Here is an 18,105-nt window from a genome sequence, read left to right as displayed (position 1 = left end):
CAGGAACTTTGTCATGACCGAATTCAAACGAATCCCCCCGGAACAGGCGCAGGCCCTGCGTGAACAAGGCGCCGTCGTGGTTGACGTACGCGATCCAGCGACCTTCGCCGCGCTGCACATCAGCGGTTCGAAGCATCTCGACAACCATTCGCTGCACGCTTTCATTCAACGCGCCGACCTTGATGCACCGACCGTCGTGGTTTGCTACCACGGCAATTCCAGTCAGGGCGCAGCCGCCTATCTTGTCAGCCAAGGCTTCTCCGACGTTTACAGCATGGACGGCGGCTTTGAGCTGTGGCGTACGACTTATCCGTCGGAAACCGCGCAAGGCACCGACGAATAAATTTTTTGCGCCGCGCAGGCCCCGGCTGCCGTGGGCCTGCGCGCGGCAGACGAACGGTCTGCCACAACTAATTACGTATCTCGCCTTTACCTCTCGAATTCCCAACTATCCTTAAGCGCAGGCCATCCAAATCAGGGGAGAGCCGGTACACCGGCGCGCGGATCATCGGGAGTAGCTTTCGCGGTTTGTCGACCGTGGGAGAATTCTGGGGGGTAAACAGCAGCTGCCACAGCGACTGCTGCCAGCATCGACTGAGTGATCCGGCGTCGGCTCCACGTATCGAGCGAGGTGACGTCATGAGTATCTTTAGCCACTTCCAACAACGCTTCGAATCCACACGCCAGGAAGAACTCTCTCTGCAGGAGTACCTGGAGTTGTGCAAAAACGATCGCAGCGCCTACGTTTCCGCCGCCGAACGTCTATTGATGGCGATCGGCGAACCGGAACTGCTCGACACTTCGACCAATTCGAGGCTGTCGCGCATCTTCTCCAACAAGGTGATCCGCCGCTATCCGGCCTTTGAAGACTTCCACGGGATGGAAGAATGCATCGACCAGATCGTCTCGTATTTCCGCCACGCCGCCCAAGGCCTGGAAGAGAAGAAACAGATTCTTTATCTGCTCGGCCCCGTTGGCGGCGGTAAATCGTCCCTGGCCGAGAAGCTGAAACAGCTGATGGAAAAAGTGCCCTTCTACGCCATCAAGGGCTCGCCGGTCTTCGAATCACCTCTGGGTCTGTTCAACGCCACTGAAGATGGCGCGATCCTCGAGGAAGACTTCGGTATCCCACGTCGCTATCTGAACACCATCATGTCGCCCTGGGCGACCAAGCGACTGGCCGAATTCGGCGGCGACATCAGCCAGTTCCGCGTGGTCAAGCTGTACCCGTCGATCCTCAATCAGATTGCGGTTGCCAAGACCGAACCCGGTGACGAGAACAACCAGGACATCTCGGCGCTGGTCGGCAAAGTCGATATCCGCAAGCTTGAAGAGTTTCCGCAGAACGACGCCGACGCTTACAGCTACTCCGGTGCGCTGTGCCGGGCCAACCAGGGCCTGATGGAATTCGTCGAAATGTTCAAGGCGCCGATCAAGGTGCTGCACCCATTGCTGACCGCTACTCAGGAGGGCAACTACAACAGTACCGAAGGCCTCGGCGCGATTCCGTTCACCGGGATCTTGCTGGCTCACTCCAACGAGTCGGAGTGGCACACCTTCCGCAACAACAAGAACAACGAGGCGTTCATCGACCGGATCTACATCGTCAAAGTGCCGTACTGCCTGCGCGTCAGCGATGAAGTGAAGATCTACGACAAACTCCTGTTCAACAGTTCCTTGTCCAAGGCGCACTGCGCACCGGACACCTTGAAAATGCTTGCGCAATTCACCGTGCTGTCGCGCCTCAAGGAGCCGGAAAACTCCAACATCTATTCGAAGATGCGCGTCTACGACGGTGAAAACCTCAAGGATACCGATCCAAAAGCCAAGTCGATTCAGGAGTATCGCGATTCGGCCGGTGTCGACGAAGGCATGAACGGCCTGTCGACCCGCTTCGCCTTCAAGATCCTCTCCAAGGTGTTCAACTTCGATCCGCATGAAATCGCCGCCAACCCGGTGCACCTGCTCTACGTGCTGGAGCAGCAGATCGAACAGGAACAGTTCCAGGCCGAAACCCGCGAACGTTACCTGCGCTATCTGAAGGAATACCTGGCGCCACGCTACATCGAATTCATCGGCAAGGAAATCCAGACCGCTTATCTGGAGTCCTACAGCGAATACGGTCAGAACATCTTCGACCGCTACGTGCTGTATGCGGATTTCTGGATTCAGGATCAGGAGTATCGCGACCCGGAAACCGGCGAGATTCTCAACCGCGTGGCGCTGAACGAAGAACTGGAGAAAATCGAAAAACCGGCCGGGATCAGCAATCCGAAGGATTTCCGCAACGAAATCGTCAACTTCGTCCTGCGCGCCCGGGCCAACAACAACGGCAAGAACCCGACGTGGCTCAGCTACGAAAAACTGCGGGTGGTCATCGAGAAGAAAATGTTCTCCAACACCGAAGACCTGCTGCCCGTCATCAGTTTCAACGCCAAGGCCAGCAAGGAGGATCAGCAGAAACACAACGACTTCGTTACGCGAATGGTTGAACGTGGCTACACCGATAAACAGGTACGCCTGCTGTCCGAATGGTACCTGCGGGTCCGCAAGTCGCAGTGAGGCAGCTGCAAGCTATAAGCCACAAGCTGCAAGAACAAAGCGCGTGAACCCGAAAACACGGGCATTCGCTTCTACTTGCAGCTTGCAGCTCAAAACTTGAAGCTCCCCGGAGGGGCCTTATGAGCTATGTGATCGACCGACGCCTCAATGGCAAGAACAAGAGCACGGTGAACCGCCAGCGTTTTCTGCGACGCTACCGTGACCACATCAAGAAGGCTGTCGAAGAGGCAGTCAGTCGCCGTTCCATCACGGATATGGAGCACGGTGAACAGATCAGCATTCCCGGCCGCGATATCGACGAACCGGTGCTTCATCATGGACGCGGCGGCAAGCAAACCGTGGTGCACCCCGGTAACAAAGAGTTCACGGCCGGTGAACATATCGCTCGTCCACCGGGAGGCGGCGGTGGACGCGGTCCGGGCAAGGCGGGGAATTCCGGCGAAGGCATGGACGAGTTCGTCTTCCAGATCACGCAGGAAGAGTTTCTCGAATTCATGTTCGAAGACCTGGAACTGCCGAACCTGGTCAAACGCAACCTGACCGGCACCGACACATTCAAAACCGTACGCGCCGGGATCAGCAACGAGGGCAATCCGTCGCGGATCAACATCATCCGCACCCTGCGCTCAGCGCATGCGCGTCGTATCGCCCTGTCTGGCAGCAGCCGCGCGAAATTGCGCGAAGCCAAGGAAGAGCTGGCACGGCTCAAGCGCGAAGAACCGGACAACTTCGGCGATATCCAGGAACTCGAGGCTGAAATCGAGAAACTCAGCGCACGCATTCACCGCGTGCCGTTCCTAGATACCTTCGACTTGAAATACAACCTGCTGGTCAAGCAACCCAACCCCAGTTCCAAAGCAGTGATGTTCTGCCTGATGGACGTTTCCGGTTCGATGACGCAGGCGACCAAGGACATCGCCAAGCGCTTTTTCATCTTGCTGTACCTGTTTCTCAAGCGTAACTACGACAAGATTGACGTGGTGTTCATCCGTCACCACACCAGCGCCCGAGAGGTGGATGAGGAGGAGTTTTTCTATTCTCGCGAGACCGGCGGCACCATCGTTTCCAGCGCCCTGAAGCTGATGCAGGAAATCATGGCCGAGCGCTATCCGAGCAACGAGTGGAACATCTACGCCGCTCAGGCCTCCGACGGCGACAACTGGAACGACGATTCGCCGATCTGCCGCGACATCCTGATCAACCAGATCATGCCGTTTGTGCAGTACTACACTTATGTGGAGATCACCCCGCGCGAACATCAGGCCCTGTGGTACGAATACGAACGCATCGCCGAAGCCTTCTCTGACACGTTTGCCCAGCAGCAACTGGTCTCGGCCGGAGATATCTATCCGGTCTTCCGTGAACTCTTCCAGCGCAGGTTAGTGACATGACCGCCAAAGAGCAGAAACGCCAACCCATTTCCACCGGCTCCGAATGGACATTCGAGCTGATCCAGACCTACGACCGCGAAATCGCCCGGATCGCGGCCCGCTATGCTCTGGACACCTATCCCAACCAGATCGAAGTGATCACCGCCGAGCAGATGATGGACGCCTATGCCTCGGTGGGCATGCCGCTGGGTTATCACCACTGGTCCTACGGCAAACACTTCCTCAGCACAGAGAAATCCTACAGTCGCGGACAGATGGGCCTGGCTTACGAGATCGTGATCAACTCGGATCCGTGCATCGCCTATCTGATGGAAGAAAACACCATCTGCATGCAGGCGCTGGTAGTGGCCCATGCCTGCTATGGCCACAACAGCTTCTTCAAGGGCAACTACCTGTTCCGCACCTGGACCGATGCCAGTTCGATCATTGATTACCTGGTGTTCGCCAAGCAGTACATCATGCAGTGCGAGGAACGCCACGGCATCGACGCCGTGGAAGATCTGCTCGATTCCTGCCATGCCTTGATGAATTACGGCGTCGACCGCTACAAGCGTCCGTATCCGATCTCCGCCGAAGAAGAGCGCCGGCGGCAAAAGGATCGTGAAGAGCACCTGCAAAAGCAGATCAATGATCTGTGGCGCACCATTCCCAAAGGCGCGGACAAATACAGCGACAAGGACAACGCCCGCTTCCCAGCCGAGCCGCAGGAAAACATCCTTTATTTCATTGAGAAACACGCACCGCTGCTGGAGCCGTGGCAGCGCGAGATCGTGCGCATCGTGCGCAAGATCGCCCAGTATTTCTATCCACAGCGCCAGACCCAGGTCATGAACGAAGGCTGGGCAACGTTCTGGCATTACACGCTGATGAATGATTTGTACGACGAAGGCCTGGTCACCGACGGCTTCATGATGGAATTCCTCACCTCGCACACCAGCGTGGTATTCCAACCGGGTTTCGACAGTCCGTACTACAGCGGCATCAACCCCTATGCCTTGGGTTTCGCCATGTACCGCGACATTCGGCGCATGTGCGAAGAGCCTACCGAAGAGGATCGCCGCTGGTTCCCGGACATCGCCGGTTCCGACTGGCTGTCGACCATCAAGTTCGCCATGAGCAGTTTCAAGGATGAGAGCTTCATCCTGCAGTACCTGTCGCCGAAGGTGATCCGCGATCTGAAGCTGTTCAGCATTCTCGATGATGACCAGAAAGACGATCTGCTGGTGCCGGCCATTCATGATGAGGGCGGCTACCGCATCATCCGGGAAACCCTGGCAGCGCAGTACAACCTCGGCAATCGTGAGCCGAACGTGCAGATCTACAGCATCGACCGGCGCGGTGATCGCTCGCTGACCCTGCGCCATCAGCAGCACGACCGCAAACCATTGGGCGACTCCACCGAGGAAGTGCTCAAGCACCTGCACCGGCTCTGGGGCTTCGACATTCATCTGGAAACCCTGCAAGGCGACCAGATCATGAAAACCCATCACGTGCCGCCGCGCAGTGAACACAGCGAGGGCGATTACGGCCGGCTCGATCTGGCCGTGATTCATCTTTGATCCGATTCTGGCCTCCGAAAGTCTGACGCAAGGGTTATCCTGTCGGACTGACGGAGGTTTTTTATGCAGGTTTACAAGGTTGGCGGCGCGGTACGTGATCGCCTGTTAGGGTTGCCGGTCACTGATGTCGACCGGGTCGTGGTCGGTGCGACCACTGAAGAAATGCTCGCCCAGGGATTCCGCCCGGTCGGCGCGGATTTCCCGGTGTTTCTGCACCCGAAAACCGGTGAGGAATACGCCCTCGCCCGCACCGAGCGCAAAAGCGGTCGCGGTTACGGCGGTTTCACTTTCTACGCAAGTCCCGAAGTCACGCTCGAAGAAGACCTGATTCGACGCGACCTGACGATCAATGCCATGGCCGAGGACGATCAGCTCAACCTGACCGATCCGTATCATGGTCAACGCGACCTCGAAGCACGAATCCTGCGCCATGTATCCCCGGCATTCGCCGAAGATCCGCTCCGTGTCCTGCGTGTTGCCCGTTTTGCTGCGCGCTACGCAGGATTGGGCTTTACGGTCGCCGATGAGACCATGGACTTGATGCGCCAGCTCAGTGAGTCCGGCGAACTACAAGCGCTGACTGCCGAACGTAGCTGGAAGGAGATTTCTCGAGCATTGATGGAAGACCACCCGCAGGTGTTCATCCAGGTCTTGCGCGACTGTGGCGCACTCAAAGAGCTAATGCCGGAAGTCGACGCCTTGTTCGGCGTGCCGCAGCCAGAGACCCATCACCCGGAAATCGACACGGGCCTGCACACTCTGAGCGTGCTGGAGCAATCATCCCTGTACAAACAACCACTGACAGTGCGCTGGGCCTGCCTCCTGCACGACTTGGGCAAAGGCCTGACGCCGGAAGAAGAATGGCCCAGGCATATCGCCCATGAGCACACCGGGCTGAAGCTGATCAAAGCGGTCAACGAGCGCTTCAAAGTCCCCAAAGACTGTCAGGAACTGGCGCTGCTGGTCGGGCAATACCACACCCATGGGCACCGGGCGCTGGAGCTGAAAGCCTCGACGCTGCTGGAGTTGCTGCAGAGTTTCGATATCTATCGCCGGCCGCAACGATTCGAAGAGTTTATCGCCGCGTGCGAGATGGATGCCCGTGGCCGCAAGGGCCTGGAGCAGCGCAGTTATCCACAGGCAGATTATTTGCGCGGAGCGGCGAAAGCTGCACGAGAAGTGGCCGTGCAGCCGTTGCTGGAGCAGGGATTCAAGGGGCCTGAACTGGGCGAAGCGCTGAAGCGGGAACGACTGAAGGCGTTGAAAGCCTACAAAGAGGCGGCGACAGCCTGATAAAAAACTTTGCGAGCAGGCTCGCTCCCACCGGAGACCTCGATCCAATGTGGGAGCGAGCCTGCTCGCGAAAGCGAATTTGATATCACCGCAAATCCGAAGGCGTGAGCTGCTCCCCCCGCCATTCGAACGCAACCGGCGCCAACACCTGATCAATCTGCGCCTCAGCCCACAACATCGCAAAGCTCTTGCCCACCCCCGGATGCACCCGCTCCGGCGCAATCAACGACAACGGCCACAGCACAAAGGCATTTTTCAAAATTTCCGCACGCGGCAGTACCAATCCGTCGAAGTTACCGACCAGATCGCCATACAGCAGCACGTCGATATCCAGCGGCAAGCCCTTGCGATCCGGTGCATAGCGACCGTTGTCTGCCTCGATGAATTTCAAGCGGCGATCAAGCTCCATCAACGGCAGATCGGTGTAGGCCGAGACCACGAAATTGAAGAACGGCCCGCTCTTGATGCCCACCGGCTGGCTCTCGAACACCGCCGAACAACGGATATCCACCAGGAACGTGGCCAGCGCATCGAGACCTGCGCGCAAATGGGTTTCGCGCTCGATATTGCTACCGAGCCCGAGATAGACCTGAGTCAGCGACATCCGCGCTCGATCTCCACACCCACACCACCCTTGGCCGCCGGCACCGCGCCCGGCTTGGTCAGTTTCAGTCGCACCCAGGTGATCTTGAATTCGGCCATCAGCACTTCAACCAGACGCTCGGCAAAGGTTTCGACCAGTTGGAACTGCGCCTGCTCGGCAAAGGCCTGAATGCGCGTGGAAACACTGGCGTAATCGAGCGCCAGGGTCAGGTCGTCACCGGCGGCGGCCGGGCGATTGTCCCAGGCGAAGCTCAGATCAAGACGCAGGCACTGACGGATGCCCCGCTCCCAGTCGTAGGCACCGATCACGGTGTCAACTTCCAGGCCCTCGATAAACACTCTGTCCAAGCACTTCTCTCCGCTGCACGACAAGGGCGCGATGCGCCGTTAGAATCAGGGCGTCCTCGCCCGGAATAGTTAGCATGTTTTGGTTACTGGCGATTCTCGCCTACCTGCTCGGCTCGCTGTCCTTCGCCATTTTGCTCAGCCGCCTGACCGGAAATCCGGATCCGCGAATGAGTGGCTCGGGTAATGCCGGCGCCACCAACATGCTGCGCCTGGCCGGTCGCAAACTGGCGATCCTGACCCTGCTCGGTGATCTGTGCAAAGGCCTGCTGCCGGTGCTGATCGCCTCGAGCGCGGGCCTCTCACTGCAGGATCAGGCGTGGATTGGCGTGTGCGCCGTGATCGGTCACCTGTTCCCTTTGTACTTTCGCTTCCGCGGCGGCAAAGGCGTTGCCACTGCCGCCGGCATGCTGCTCGGCCTGTATCCACCCGCCGCACTGCTGGCCGTGTGTGCCTGGCTACTGACGTTCTACCTGACCCGCACCAGCTCGCTGGCGGCGCTGATTGCCACGCCACTGACCCTGCCGTTGCTGGCCTGGCAAGAGCCGGAAGCCTTGCTGCCAATGAGCGCGCTGACCTTGCTGATTGTCTGGCGCCATCGCGGCAATCTACGCGACCTGTTTGCCGGGCGCGAACGGCATTTCTGACTGCCGTTCATGAGCGCCGCTCATTACAGCGCCGACAACTGCTCCATTGGCCAGCGTGCCTGCACGGTGATTGCCAGACTTTCCTGCTGACCAGCCTTCAGGCGCTGACAACCGGCAAACGCGATCATCGCGCCATTGTCGGTGCAGAACTCCGGGCGCGCATAGAACACATCGCCCTTCATATCGCCGAGCATCTTTTCCAGCGAAACCCGCAACGCCTTGTTGGCGCTGACGCCGCCGGCAATCACCAGCCGCTTCATGCCTGCCTGTTTCAGGGCGCGCTTACACTTGATGGTCAAAGTCTCCACCACGGCCTGCTGGAATGCCAGCGCGATGTCGCAACGGGCTTGCTCGCCGTCGTCCCCGGCGCTGACGCATTGCTGCCACGTGTTGAGGGCGAAGGTTTTCAAGCCGCTGAAGCTGAAGTCCAGACCTGGGCGATCACACATCGGACGCGGAAAAGTGAAACGTCCTGCGACGCCCTTCTCGGCCAGTTTGGCGATTTCCGGCCCACCGGGGTAATTGAGGCCCATCATCTTTGCGGTTTTGTCGAAGGCTTCACCGGCCGCATCGTCGAGCGTCTCGCCGAGCAGGCTGTATTGGCCAATGCCGTCGACCTGAACCAACTGCGTATGGCCACCGGACACCAACAAAGCGACGAACGGGAATTGCGGCGGTTTCGGCTCCAGCATCGGAGCCAGCAAGTGGCCCTCCATATGGTGCACGCCAAGCGCCGGAATGCCCCAGGCAAACGCCAGCGCCTGCGCGCAGGAGGCACCGACCAGCAGCGCGCCGACCAGGCCAGGACCTGCGGTGTAGGCGATTGCGTCGATCTCGGTCGGCACACAGTCGGCCTCGGCCAACACCTGACGGATCAAGGGCAGCATGCGTTTGACATGGTCACGCGAGGCCAGCTCCGGCACCACACCGCCATAGACTCGGTGCAGGTCGATCTGACTGAACAGCGCGTCGGCCAGCAGACCGCGTTCACTGTCATACAATGCGACGCCGGTTTCGTCGCAGGAGGTTTCTAATCCCAGTACTAGCATGGGTTTGCGCCTTGTTTAGGCTGAATTCGAAGGCGCGCATAATAGTCGCCACGTGATGCCCCGACCAGCGGTTTTCGATCAGAGGCTTTGCATTCCGAGCGATGAGGGGTTAACATCCGCAACCCTTAAAAACCGACGTCTTCAAGTGCTCTTTTGCCGCGAGGATGTTGACCCCGGTAATGAATGAAGGTAGCTCTGGATGCCAGCCGTCAAAGTAAAAGAGAACGAACCCTTCGACGTAGCTCTGCGTCGTTTCAAGCGCTCCTGCGAAAAAGCCGGTGTACTGGCTGAAGTTCGTAGCCGCGAATTTTACGAGAAGCCAACTTCTGAGCGTAAGCGCAAAGCAGCAGCCGCTGTTAAGCGTCACGCCAAGAAAGTTCAGCGCGAACAGCGCCGCGCCGTTCGTCTGTACTAATCCACAGACGTTCGTAGCAAGCTTCTTGCCTAAGCCCGGCCCTCAGCCGGGCTAATGGCATTTGCGTAAAACGCTTGATGCTTCACCGTCGACGCCGCCGATGCGACCGAGACAAATCTGCTTCACCGCGTCAGGCCTGGCTCTTTTGCCAGCGGTGCACGTCTTTTCTGACGAGCCTTTCAAGGCTACTGACGAGCACACCCACTGATTCCTCTTACGACGATCAGCCCAAGGCACCTGCATGCGTGCCCGCTTTATTGAGCTATCCGAGGCCGACAACCGGCCGTCAGCGGATTCAGCGCAACACTTTCAAATAGTCGAAGACTGATAGGTACTAACGTCAGTGGATTTTCGGCAGATACACTTCCCGACAGCGATCACGCAGACGACACCGGTCGAGCCGCACTTTTTGTGCGTTTCCAGCAATGGCCCGCGTCCGACAGCCTGTCGCAACGGATTTATTGCAGCGCAGACAACGAGAACGCCATGGCCGGGCTGATTCCCCAGAGCTTCATTGACGACCTGCTGAACCGCACCGACATCGTCGACGTGGTCAGCTCGCGCGTGCAATTGAAGAAGGCCGGCAAGAACTACACCGCCTGCTGCCCGTTCCACAAAGAGAAAACCCCGTCGTTCAGCGTCAGCCCCGACAAGCAGTTCTATTACTGCTTCGGTTGCGGCGCCGGCGGCAACGCCCTCGGCTTTCTCATGGATCACGACAACCTGGACTTCCCCCAGGCCGTCGAAGATCTGGCCAAAGCCGCCGGCATGGAAATCCCCCGCGAAGAAAGCGGCCGCGAGCGCAAGCCGCGTCAGCCGACCGATTCGCCGCTGTACCCGCTGCTCACCGCCGCCGCTGATTTTTACCGGCAGGCACTCAAGAGTCATCCGTCGCGCAAGGCTGCGGTGGATTACCTCAAGGGCCGCGGCCTGACCGGCGAGATCGCTCGGGATTTCGGCCTCGGCTTTGCGCCGCCAGGCTGGGACAACCTGCTCAAGCATCTGAGCAGCGACACGCTGCAACAGAAGGCCATGATCGAAGCCGGCCTGCTGATCGAGAACGCCGAAACCGGCAAGCGCTATGATCGCTTCCGCGATCGCGTGATGTTCCCGATCCGCGACACCCGTGGACGGATCATCGCCTTCGGCGGTCGCGTACTGGGCGACGACAAGCCCAAGTACCTGAACTCACCGGAAACCCCGGTATTCCATAAAGGCCAGGAACTCTACGGCCTTTATGAAGCACGCAAGAACAATCGCAACCTCGACGAAATCATCGTCGTCGAGGGTTATATGGACGTCATCGCCCTCGCCCAGCAAGGCTTGCGCAATGCCGTCGCCACACTGGGTACCGCGACCAGCGAAGAACATTTGAAACGCCTGTTCCGCGTCGTCCCGAACGTATTGTTCTGCTTCGACGGCGACCAGGCCGGCCGCAACGCAGCCTGGCGTGCACTGGAAGCGACCCTGCCGTGCCTGCAGGACGGTCGTCGCGCGCGGTTCCTGTTTTTGCCCGAAGGCGAAGACCCGGACACCCTGGTTCGCGCCGAAGGCACCGACGCATTCATGGCGCGCATCAATCAGCACGCGCAGCCGCTGGCCGATTATTTTTTCCAGCAACTGACCGAAGAATCCGACCCGCGCTCTCTTGAGGGCAAGGCGCACATGGCCACCCTCGCCGCACCATTGATCGACAAGGTGCCGGGCGCGAACCTGCGCATCCTCATGCGTCAGCGCCTGACCGAGATTACCGGCCTGAGCAGCGAAACCGTCAGCCAATTGGTTCAGAGTGCGCCGCAGGAAGCACCGCCCGCCTACGATCCGGGCTTCGATTACGACGCCATGCCGGACTACAGCGACTACCATCAGCCGCAGGCACAGGACATGTACGCGCCGCAGCAGGAATGGACGCCGAAGAAACCCGGCGCCGGCGGCAAGAAGTGGGACAAGAAACCGTGGGACAAGAACGGCAAGCGTGGTGGCGATCGCGAACAGCAGCGCCCGCGCACGCCGATTGGCGTTGAATCGCCGACCCTGACGGCATTGAGAACATTGCTCCATCATCCGCAACTAGCCAAGCGCGTCGAGGACGCCGGGCATATTGCCGATGAAAATCAGACCAACGCCCAGTTGCTTGTGGCGCTGCTCGAAGCCGTACAGAAGAATCCCAAGCTAAACTCATTTCAGTTGATCGCGCGATGGCACGGCACTGAACAGGGTCGCTTGCTCAAGGCGCTGGCAGAAAAGGAATGGCTGATTGACGGAGATAACCTTGAACAACAGTTTTTCGACACCATTACTAGCTTGTCCGCCCGCCAACGCGAGCGAAATCTCGAACAGTTACTCAGGAAAGCGCGGCAAAGCGAACTGAGCGTCGAAGAGAAAAATCAACTGCGCGACCTTTTAAGTCGCAATGTTTCCGCATCAAACCCGACCTCAACTGGCGCGTGAGGTCATAGCTCAGGTATAATCCTCGGCTTGTTTTTTGCCCGCCAAGACCTTCAGTGGATAGGGTGTTATGTCCGGAAAAGCGCAACAGCAGTCTCGTATTATTGAGTTGATCAAACTGGGTCGTGAGCAGAAGTATCTGACTTACGCCGAGGTCAACGACCACCTGCCCGAGGATATTTCAGATCCGGAGCAGGTGGAAGACATCATCCGCATGATTAACGACATGGGGATCCCCGTACACGAGAGTGCTCCGGATGCGGACGCCCTTATGTTGGCCGACGCCGATACCGACGAGGCCGCTGCGGAAGAAGCAGCCGCTGCGTTGGCGGCGGTGGAGACCGATATCGGTCGCACCACTGACCCGGTGCGCATGTACATGCGTGAAATGGGTACGGTCGAGCTTCTGACCCGTGAAGGCGAAATCGAAATCGCCAAGCGGATCGAAGAAGGCATTCGTGAAGTGATGAGCGCAATTGCGCACTTCCCTGGCACGGTTGACCACATTCTCTCCGAGTACACCCGCGTCACCACCGAAGGTGGTCGCCTGTCCGACGTCCTGAGCGGTTATATCGACCCGGACGACGGCATCGCGCCGCCTGCGGCAGAAGTGCCGCCGCCGGTTGACCCGAAAGCCGTCAAGGCCGACGACGATACCGATGACGATGATGCCGAATCTTCCGATGACGAAGAAGAAGCCGAAAGCGGTCCGGATCCGGTCATCGCTGCACAGCGCTTCGGCGCCGTCGCCGACCAGATGGAAATCACCCGCAAGGCCCTGAAAAAGCACGGTCGTCACAACAAGGCAGCGGTTGCCGAGTTGCTGGCCCTGGCCGAGCTGTTCATGCCGATCAAACTGGTGCCGAAGCAATTCGAAGCCCTGGTCGAGCGTGTGCGCAGTGCCCTGGATCGTCTGCGTCAGCAAGAGCGCGCGATCATGCAGCTGTGCGTACGTGATGCACGTATGCCGCGCGCCGATTTCCTGCGTCAGTTCCCGGGCAACGAAGTCGACGAAAGCTGGTCCGACGCCCTGGCCAAAGGCAAGAGCAAGTACGCCGAAGCCATCGGTCGCGTGCAGCCGGACATCATCCGTTGCCAGCAGAAGCTGATTGCGCTGGAAACCGAGACCGGCCTGGCCATCGCGGAAATCAAGGACATCAACCGTCGCATGTCGATCGGTGAGGCCAAGGCCCGCCGCGCGAAGAAAGAGATGGTTGAAGCCAACCTGCGTCTGGTGATCTCGATCGCCAAGAAGTACACCAACCGCGGCCTGCAATTCCTCGATCTGATCCAGGAAGGCAACATCGGTCTGATGAAGGCGGTGGACAAGTTCGAATACCGTCGCGGTTACAAGTTCTCGACTTATGCCACCTGGTGGATCCGTCAGGCGATCACTCGCTCGATCGCCGACCAGGCGCGCACCATCCGTATTCCGGTGCACATGATCGAGACGATCAACAAGCTCAACCGTATTTCCCGGCAGATGTTGCAGGAAATGGGTCGCGAACCGACTCCGGAAGAGCTGGGCGAACGCATGGAAATGCCTGAGGACAAGATCCGCAAGGTACTGAAGATCGCCAAAGAGCCGATCTCCATGGAAACCCCGATCGGTGATGACGAAGACTCCCATCTGGGCGACTTCATCGAAGACTCGACCATGCAGTCGCCAATCGATGTCGCCACGGTGGAAAGTCTGAAGGAAGCGACTCGCGAAGTGCTGTCCGGCCTCACTGCCCGTGAAGCCAAGGTACTGCGCATGCGTTTCGGTATTGACATGAACACCGACCACACGCTCGAAGAAGTAGGCAAACAGTTTGACGTAACGCGTGAGCGGATCCGTCAGATCGAAGCCAAGGCGCTGCGCAAGCTGCGCCATCCGACGCGAAGCGAGCATCTGCGCTCCTTCCTCGACGAGTGATACCAGAACCCCCGGCCCAGGCCGGGGGTTTTGTTTTATGGCAGATTAAATGCCCCGCTCCGCCCTCCCCACCGCGTACCCCGTCTACACTCGAAACAATCATCCCCAAGCCGTGACGAGAGCGTTATGCCCAGACTGGCGCCCGTGCTTTTTCTGCTGTCATTGATGATCTGCACCGCCACGGCTGACGCGCTGACTCTCACCGATGAAGAACGCAGCTGGCTGGCGGCTCACCCTGACTTGCGCCTGGGTGTCGACGCGTCGTGGCCGCCTTTCGAATTTCGAGACGATCAGAACCGCTATCAGGGTCTGGCCGCTGACTATATCGACGTGATTCGCCAGCGCCTGGCGATCAAGCTGACGCCGATCGAACCGGCAAGCTGGACGGTGGTGCTGGAGCAGGTGAAAAAAGGCAAGATCGATTTGCTGCCAGGGATCATGTCCACGCCGGAGCGCCAGAATTACCTGGCATTTACCCGGCCGTACCTCGACTTCCCGATCGTCATCCTTGCCCATGTCGGCGGCGCCCAGCCGCGCAAACTCGACGACCTGTACGGTCTGAAAATCGCCGTGGTGGAAAACTACGCCCCCCACGAACTGCTGCGTACTCACCACCCCGATCTGAATCTGGTCGCCATGCCCAATGTCAGCTCGGCGCTGCAAGCTTTGGCGACCGATGAAGTGGACGCGGTGGTCGGCGATCTCGCTTCCAGCGTCTGGAGCCTGCGCCAACTCAAGCTCGACGGCCTCTACGTCAGCGGCGAAACCCCATATCGCTATCAATTGGCGATGGCCGTGCCCCGCGACAACAAGGTGCTGGTCGGGATACTTGATAAAGTCCTCGCCGACATGTCCCCGGCGGAAATCAGTAGCATCCAGGAACATTGGGTCGGTAATGTGCTCGACCACCGCACATTCTGGTCGGACCTGCTGATGTACGGTCTGCCCGGTCTGTTGCTGCTGATGACGATCCTCGCCGTGGTGATTCGCATCAACCGCCGCCTGAGCTCGGAAATCAGCCGGCGCATCGACCTCGAACAAGAGCTGCGCAGCAGCGAATATCACTACCGCGGCCTGGTGGAGAGCTTGTCAGCCATCGCCTGGGAAGCGCGGATGAGCGACTTCACCTACAGCTATGTTTCGCCCCATGCTGAAGACTTGCTCGGGTATCCACAGTCTCACTGGCTGATTCCGGGTTTCTGGCACAACATCATTCACCCGGCCGACCTGACCCGCACGCAGAACTATTGCAGGGAAGCGCTGCGCCAGGGCCGCGATCACATCGTCGACTATCGCGTAATCACCGCCGACGGCCGCTGCCTGTGGGTACGCGACATTGTCAGCCTGATCGAGCATGGCCACGAACCGGTGATGCGCGGGTTGATGATCGATATCAGCGAAATCAAACGCACCGAAGAAGCGCTACGGCTGTCCGAGCAGAAGTTCGCTTCGGTGTTCGAGCAATGCCCGGACATTCTGGTGATTGCACGCCTGTCCGACGGCTGCCTGCTGGAGGTCAACGAGGCCTTCGAGGAGCAGATCGGCCTCAGGGCCGAGGACGTGATCGGCCAGACCGCCACCAACCTCAATATCTGGGGCATCCCCGGCGTCGGGCCGGGCCTCTTGCAGCGTTTGCAGGCCGGCAGTATCCGTAATCTGGAAATGCCCTTTCGCCGCAACAACGGCCAGTTGTTCACCGGGCTGATTTCCGCCGAGCCTTTCGACCTCGATACCACGCCGGCGCTGGTAGTCGTGGTGCGCGACATCAGCCAGCTCAAGGAAACCCAACAGCAACTGCAAACTTCTGAAGAAAAATTCGCCAAGGCTTTCCATGCGTCGCCCTACGGTCTGTTGCTGTCGCGTCAGAGCGACGGCCTGCTGTTGGAGGTCAACGAGGGCTTCAGCCGCATCACCGGTTTCAACAGCGCCATGTCGGTGGATCGTTCAACGCTGGATCTGGGCATCTGGGTCAACCTCAACGAACGCAAACAGATGCTCGATCTGTTAAAGCGCGACGGGTTTGTCCGCGACTTCACTTGCCACATCCGTCGCAGCGACGGGCAGATTCGCCTGTGCGAAGTGTCCAGTCGCCCGCTGCCGATCGGCGACGAGGATTGCATGCTGACCATCGCCCGCGACATCACCGAACGCCATCTCATGCAGGAAAAACTGCAGCAGGCAGCGACCGTTTTCGAGAGTACCGCAGAAGGCGTGTTGATCACCGATACCCAACAACACATCAGCGCCGTCAATCGCGCTTTCACCGAAATCACCGGTTACAGCGAAAGTGAAGCGCTGGGCCACACGCCACGCTTGCTAGCATCCGGGTTGCATGACAGCGCTTTCTACGCGGCGATGTGGCACCAATTGACCGACGAAGGCCACTGGCAAGGCGAGATTTCCAACCGGCGCAAGAACGGCGAGCTGTACCCGAGCTGGCTGACGATCAGCGCGGTGCGCAATCGCGACAAGTTCATCACTCACTTCGTCGCGGTGTTCGCCGATATTTCCAGCCTCAAGCACGCCCAGGCCAAACTCGATTATCAGGCCCACCACGACCCGCTCACCGGTTTGCCAAACCGCACCTTGTTCGAGAGCCGCCTGCAAATGGCCCTGACCAGCCAGCAGGAAAATGGCGGCCAGGGCGCGGTGCTGTTTCTCGATCTCGACCGCTTCAAACATATCAACGACAGCCTCGGCCACCCGGTCGGCGACCTGTTGCTCAAGGGCATCGCCGTGCGCTTGAAAGAGCAACTGCGCGATATCGACACGGTCGCACGGTTGGGCGGCGACGAGTTCATCATCCTGTTGCCGGGCTTGCAGCAAGCCAGCGACGCCGACAACATCGCGACGAAACTGCTCAACTGCTTCGGCGCGCCGTTCCAGGCCGGCGAACACGAGTTCTTTATCAGCGCCAGCATCGGCACCAGCCTCTATCCCCGCGACGGTTGCGACGTGGCCACGCTGGTGAAAAACGCCGACGCGGCGATGTACCGCTCCAAAGCCAAAGGACGCAACCGCGTCGAAAGCTACACCCGCGACCTCACCGCCCAGGCCAGCGAGCGCATAGCGCTGGAACACGAACTGCGCCGCGCCATCGAGCGCGATGAGCTGTTTCTCTATTACCAACCGAAAATCAGCCTGGTCGATCACAGTCTGGTCGGCGCAGAGGCGCTGATTCGCTGGCGCCACCCGACCTTCGGCGACGTTCCGCCCGAGCATTTCATTCCGTTGGCGGAAGAAAACGGCATGATCCTGCAGATCGGTGACTGGGTGCTGGAGACTGCTTGCCGGCAGATGTTCGAGTGGAACGAGATCTACCAACCGTTGGGGCCGCTTTCGGTAAACCTCGCCGGTGCGCAATTGCGTCAGCCCAACCTGTTGGTGCGCATCGAACAACTGCTCAAGGACAACCGCCTCAGGCCGGATTTACTGCAACTGGAAATTACCGAGAATTTCATCATGAGTCAGGCCGAAGAGGCGCTGGCGGTGCTGCACCAACTCAAACACCTCGGCGTGCAACTGGCGATCGACGACTTCGGCACCGGCTACTCCTCGCTCAGCTACCTCAAACGCCTGCCGCTGGACATCCTCAAGATTGATCAATCCTTCGTCCGCGGACTGCCTGACGACCCCCACGACGCAGCGATCGTACGCGCCATCATCGCGCTCGGTCGCAGCATGCAATTCACCGTGATTGCCGAAGGCGTGGAAACACAGGCGCAACAACAATTCCTCGCCGCAGAAGGTTGTGAACAGATCCAGGGCTACATCGTCAGCCTGCCGCTGCCCCCGGAGGAATTCGCCGCGACGTTTCTGCATGTAACCGTATCGGATTTTTCGGATAGCACAGCCGCGAAACCGTCGCTATAATC

General features: G+C 59.1%; 13 protein-coding genes. 10 read left to right on the top strand and 3 right to left on the bottom strand.

The genetic code is table 11. The features are described 5' to 3' along the window. The first annotated feature begins 13 nt into the window (after nucleotides 1–13). From glpE to QMX86_RS07015, 5 genes are all read left to right on the top strand, one after another. The gene (gene glpE / locus QMX86_RS07035) at nucleotides 14–343 is read left to right on the top strand and encodes a thiosulfate sulfurtransferase GlpE (RefSeq protein WP_282384328.1); all 330 of its coding nucleotides are present in this window, start codon (nucleotides 14–16) and stop codon (nucleotides 341–343) included. Nucleotides 344–639: 296 nt separating this feature from the next. Further along, nucleotides 640–2,562 carry a PrkA family serine protein kinase gene (locus QMX86_RS07030; protein WP_016772892.1) on the top strand — a complete coding sequence of 641 codons (1,923 nt, stop codon included), beginning with the start codon at nucleotides 640–642 and terminating at the stop codon, nucleotides 2,560–2,562. Between the two features lie 119 nt (nucleotides 2,563–2,681). Beyond that, the gene (locus QMX86_RS07025) at nucleotides 2,682–3,953 is read left to right on the top strand and encodes a YeaH/YhbH family protein (RefSeq protein ID WP_039757709.1); all 1,272 of its coding nucleotides are present in this window, start codon (nucleotides 2,682–2,684) and stop codon (nucleotides 3,951–3,953) included. After that, a complete protein-coding gene (locus QMX86_RS07020) occupies nucleotides 3,950–5,512 on the top strand; it encodes a SpoVR family protein (RefSeq protein ID WP_073476558.1) in 1,563 nt (520 codons plus the stop codon). The genes QMX86_RS07025 and QMX86_RS07020 overlap by 4 nt, the downstream gene beginning before the upstream one ends. A 63-nt stretch (nucleotides 5,513–5,575) precedes the next feature. Next, nucleotides 5,576–6,805, top strand: coding sequence for a multifunctional CCA addition/repair protein (locus QMX86_RS07015; protein ID WP_282384331.1), 1,230 nt, complete (start codon nucleotides 5,576–5,578; stop codon nucleotides 6,803–6,805). An 85-nt stretch (nucleotides 6,806–6,890) separates the two neighbouring features. Here QMX86_RS07015 and folK read toward each other — a convergent pair whose 3' ends face one another. Both folK and folB read right to left on the bottom strand, forming a co-directional pair. Further along, nucleotides 6,891–7,409, bottom strand: coding sequence for a 2-amino-4-hydroxy-6-hydroxymethyldihydropteridine diphosphokinase (gene folK, locus QMX86_RS07010; RefSeq protein ID WP_110646318.1), 519 nt, complete (start codon nucleotides 7,407–7,409; stop codon nucleotides 6,891–6,893). Further along, nucleotides 7,400–7,756 carry a dihydroneopterin aldolase gene (gene folB, locus QMX86_RS07005; RefSeq protein WP_016772885.1) on the bottom strand — a complete coding sequence of 119 codons (357 nt, stop codon included), beginning with the start codon at nucleotides 7,754–7,756 and terminating at the stop codon, nucleotides 7,400–7,402. Before folB ends, folK begins: the two co-directional genes overlap by 10 nt. 74 nt (nucleotides 7,757–7,830) lie before the next feature. Between folB and plsY the strand changes: the two genes are divergently transcribed. Continuing rightward, nucleotides 7,831–8,400, top strand: a complete 570-nt coding sequence (gene plsY / locus QMX86_RS07000) for a glycerol-3-phosphate 1-O-acyltransferase PlsY (protein WP_024014548.1) — start codon at nucleotides 7,831–7,833, stop codon at nucleotides 8,398–8,400. Nucleotides 8,401–8,423: 23 nt separating this feature from the next. On the opposite strand, the gene tsaD is transcribed toward plsY, so the two are convergent. Next, nucleotides 8,424–9,449 (bottom strand): tRNA (adenosine(37)-N6)-threonylcarbamoyltransferase complex transferase subunit TsaD, encoded by a 1,026-nt coding sequence (gene tsaD, locus QMX86_RS06995; protein WP_016772883.1) that lies wholly within the window; start codon nucleotides 9,447–9,449, stop codon nucleotides 8,424–8,426. Between the two features lie 199 nt (nucleotides 9,450–9,648). On the opposite strand from tsaD, the gene rpsU reads away from it, so the two are divergent. The 4 genes from rpsU (at nucleotide 9,649) to QMX86_RS06975 (ending at nucleotide 18,103) form a co-directional block, all read left to right on the top strand. Continuing rightward, nucleotides 9,649–9,864, top strand: coding sequence for a 30S ribosomal protein S21 (gene rpsU, locus QMX86_RS06990; RefSeq protein ID WP_002551877.1), 216 nt, complete (start codon nucleotides 9,649–9,651; stop codon nucleotides 9,862–9,864). Between the two features lie 486 nt (nucleotides 9,865–10,350). After that, nucleotides 10,351–12,315, top strand: a complete 1,965-nt coding sequence (gene dnaG / locus QMX86_RS06985; RefSeq protein ID WP_122705726.1) for a DNA primase — start codon at nucleotides 10,351–10,353, stop codon at nucleotides 12,313–12,315. 67 nt (nucleotides 12,316–12,382) lie between these two features. After that, entirely contained in the window at nucleotides 12,383–14,230 is a 1,848-nt protein-coding gene (gene rpoD, locus QMX86_RS06980) for an RNA polymerase sigma factor RpoD (RefSeq protein ID WP_282384336.1), read from the top strand. A 126-nt stretch (nucleotides 14,231–14,356) separates the two neighbouring features. Further along, nucleotides 14,357–18,103 carry a bifunctional diguanylate cyclase/phosphodiesterase gene (locus QMX86_RS06975; protein WP_282384338.1) on the top strand — a complete coding sequence of 1,249 codons (3,747 nt, stop codon included), beginning with the start codon at nucleotides 14,357–14,359 and terminating at the stop codon, nucleotides 18,101–18,103. Nucleotides 18,104–18,105 lie beyond the last annotated feature (2 nt).

Source organism: Pseudomonas sp. PS01270 (assembly GCF_029959775.1).
Classification (GTDB): domain Bacteria; phylum Pseudomonadota; class Gammaproteobacteria; order Pseudomonadales; family Pseudomonadaceae; genus Aquipseudomonas; species Aquipseudomonas atacamensis.
The sequence above is the reverse complement of the archived record's forward strand: the minus strand, read 5'-3'. Positions and strand labels throughout refer to the sequence as shown.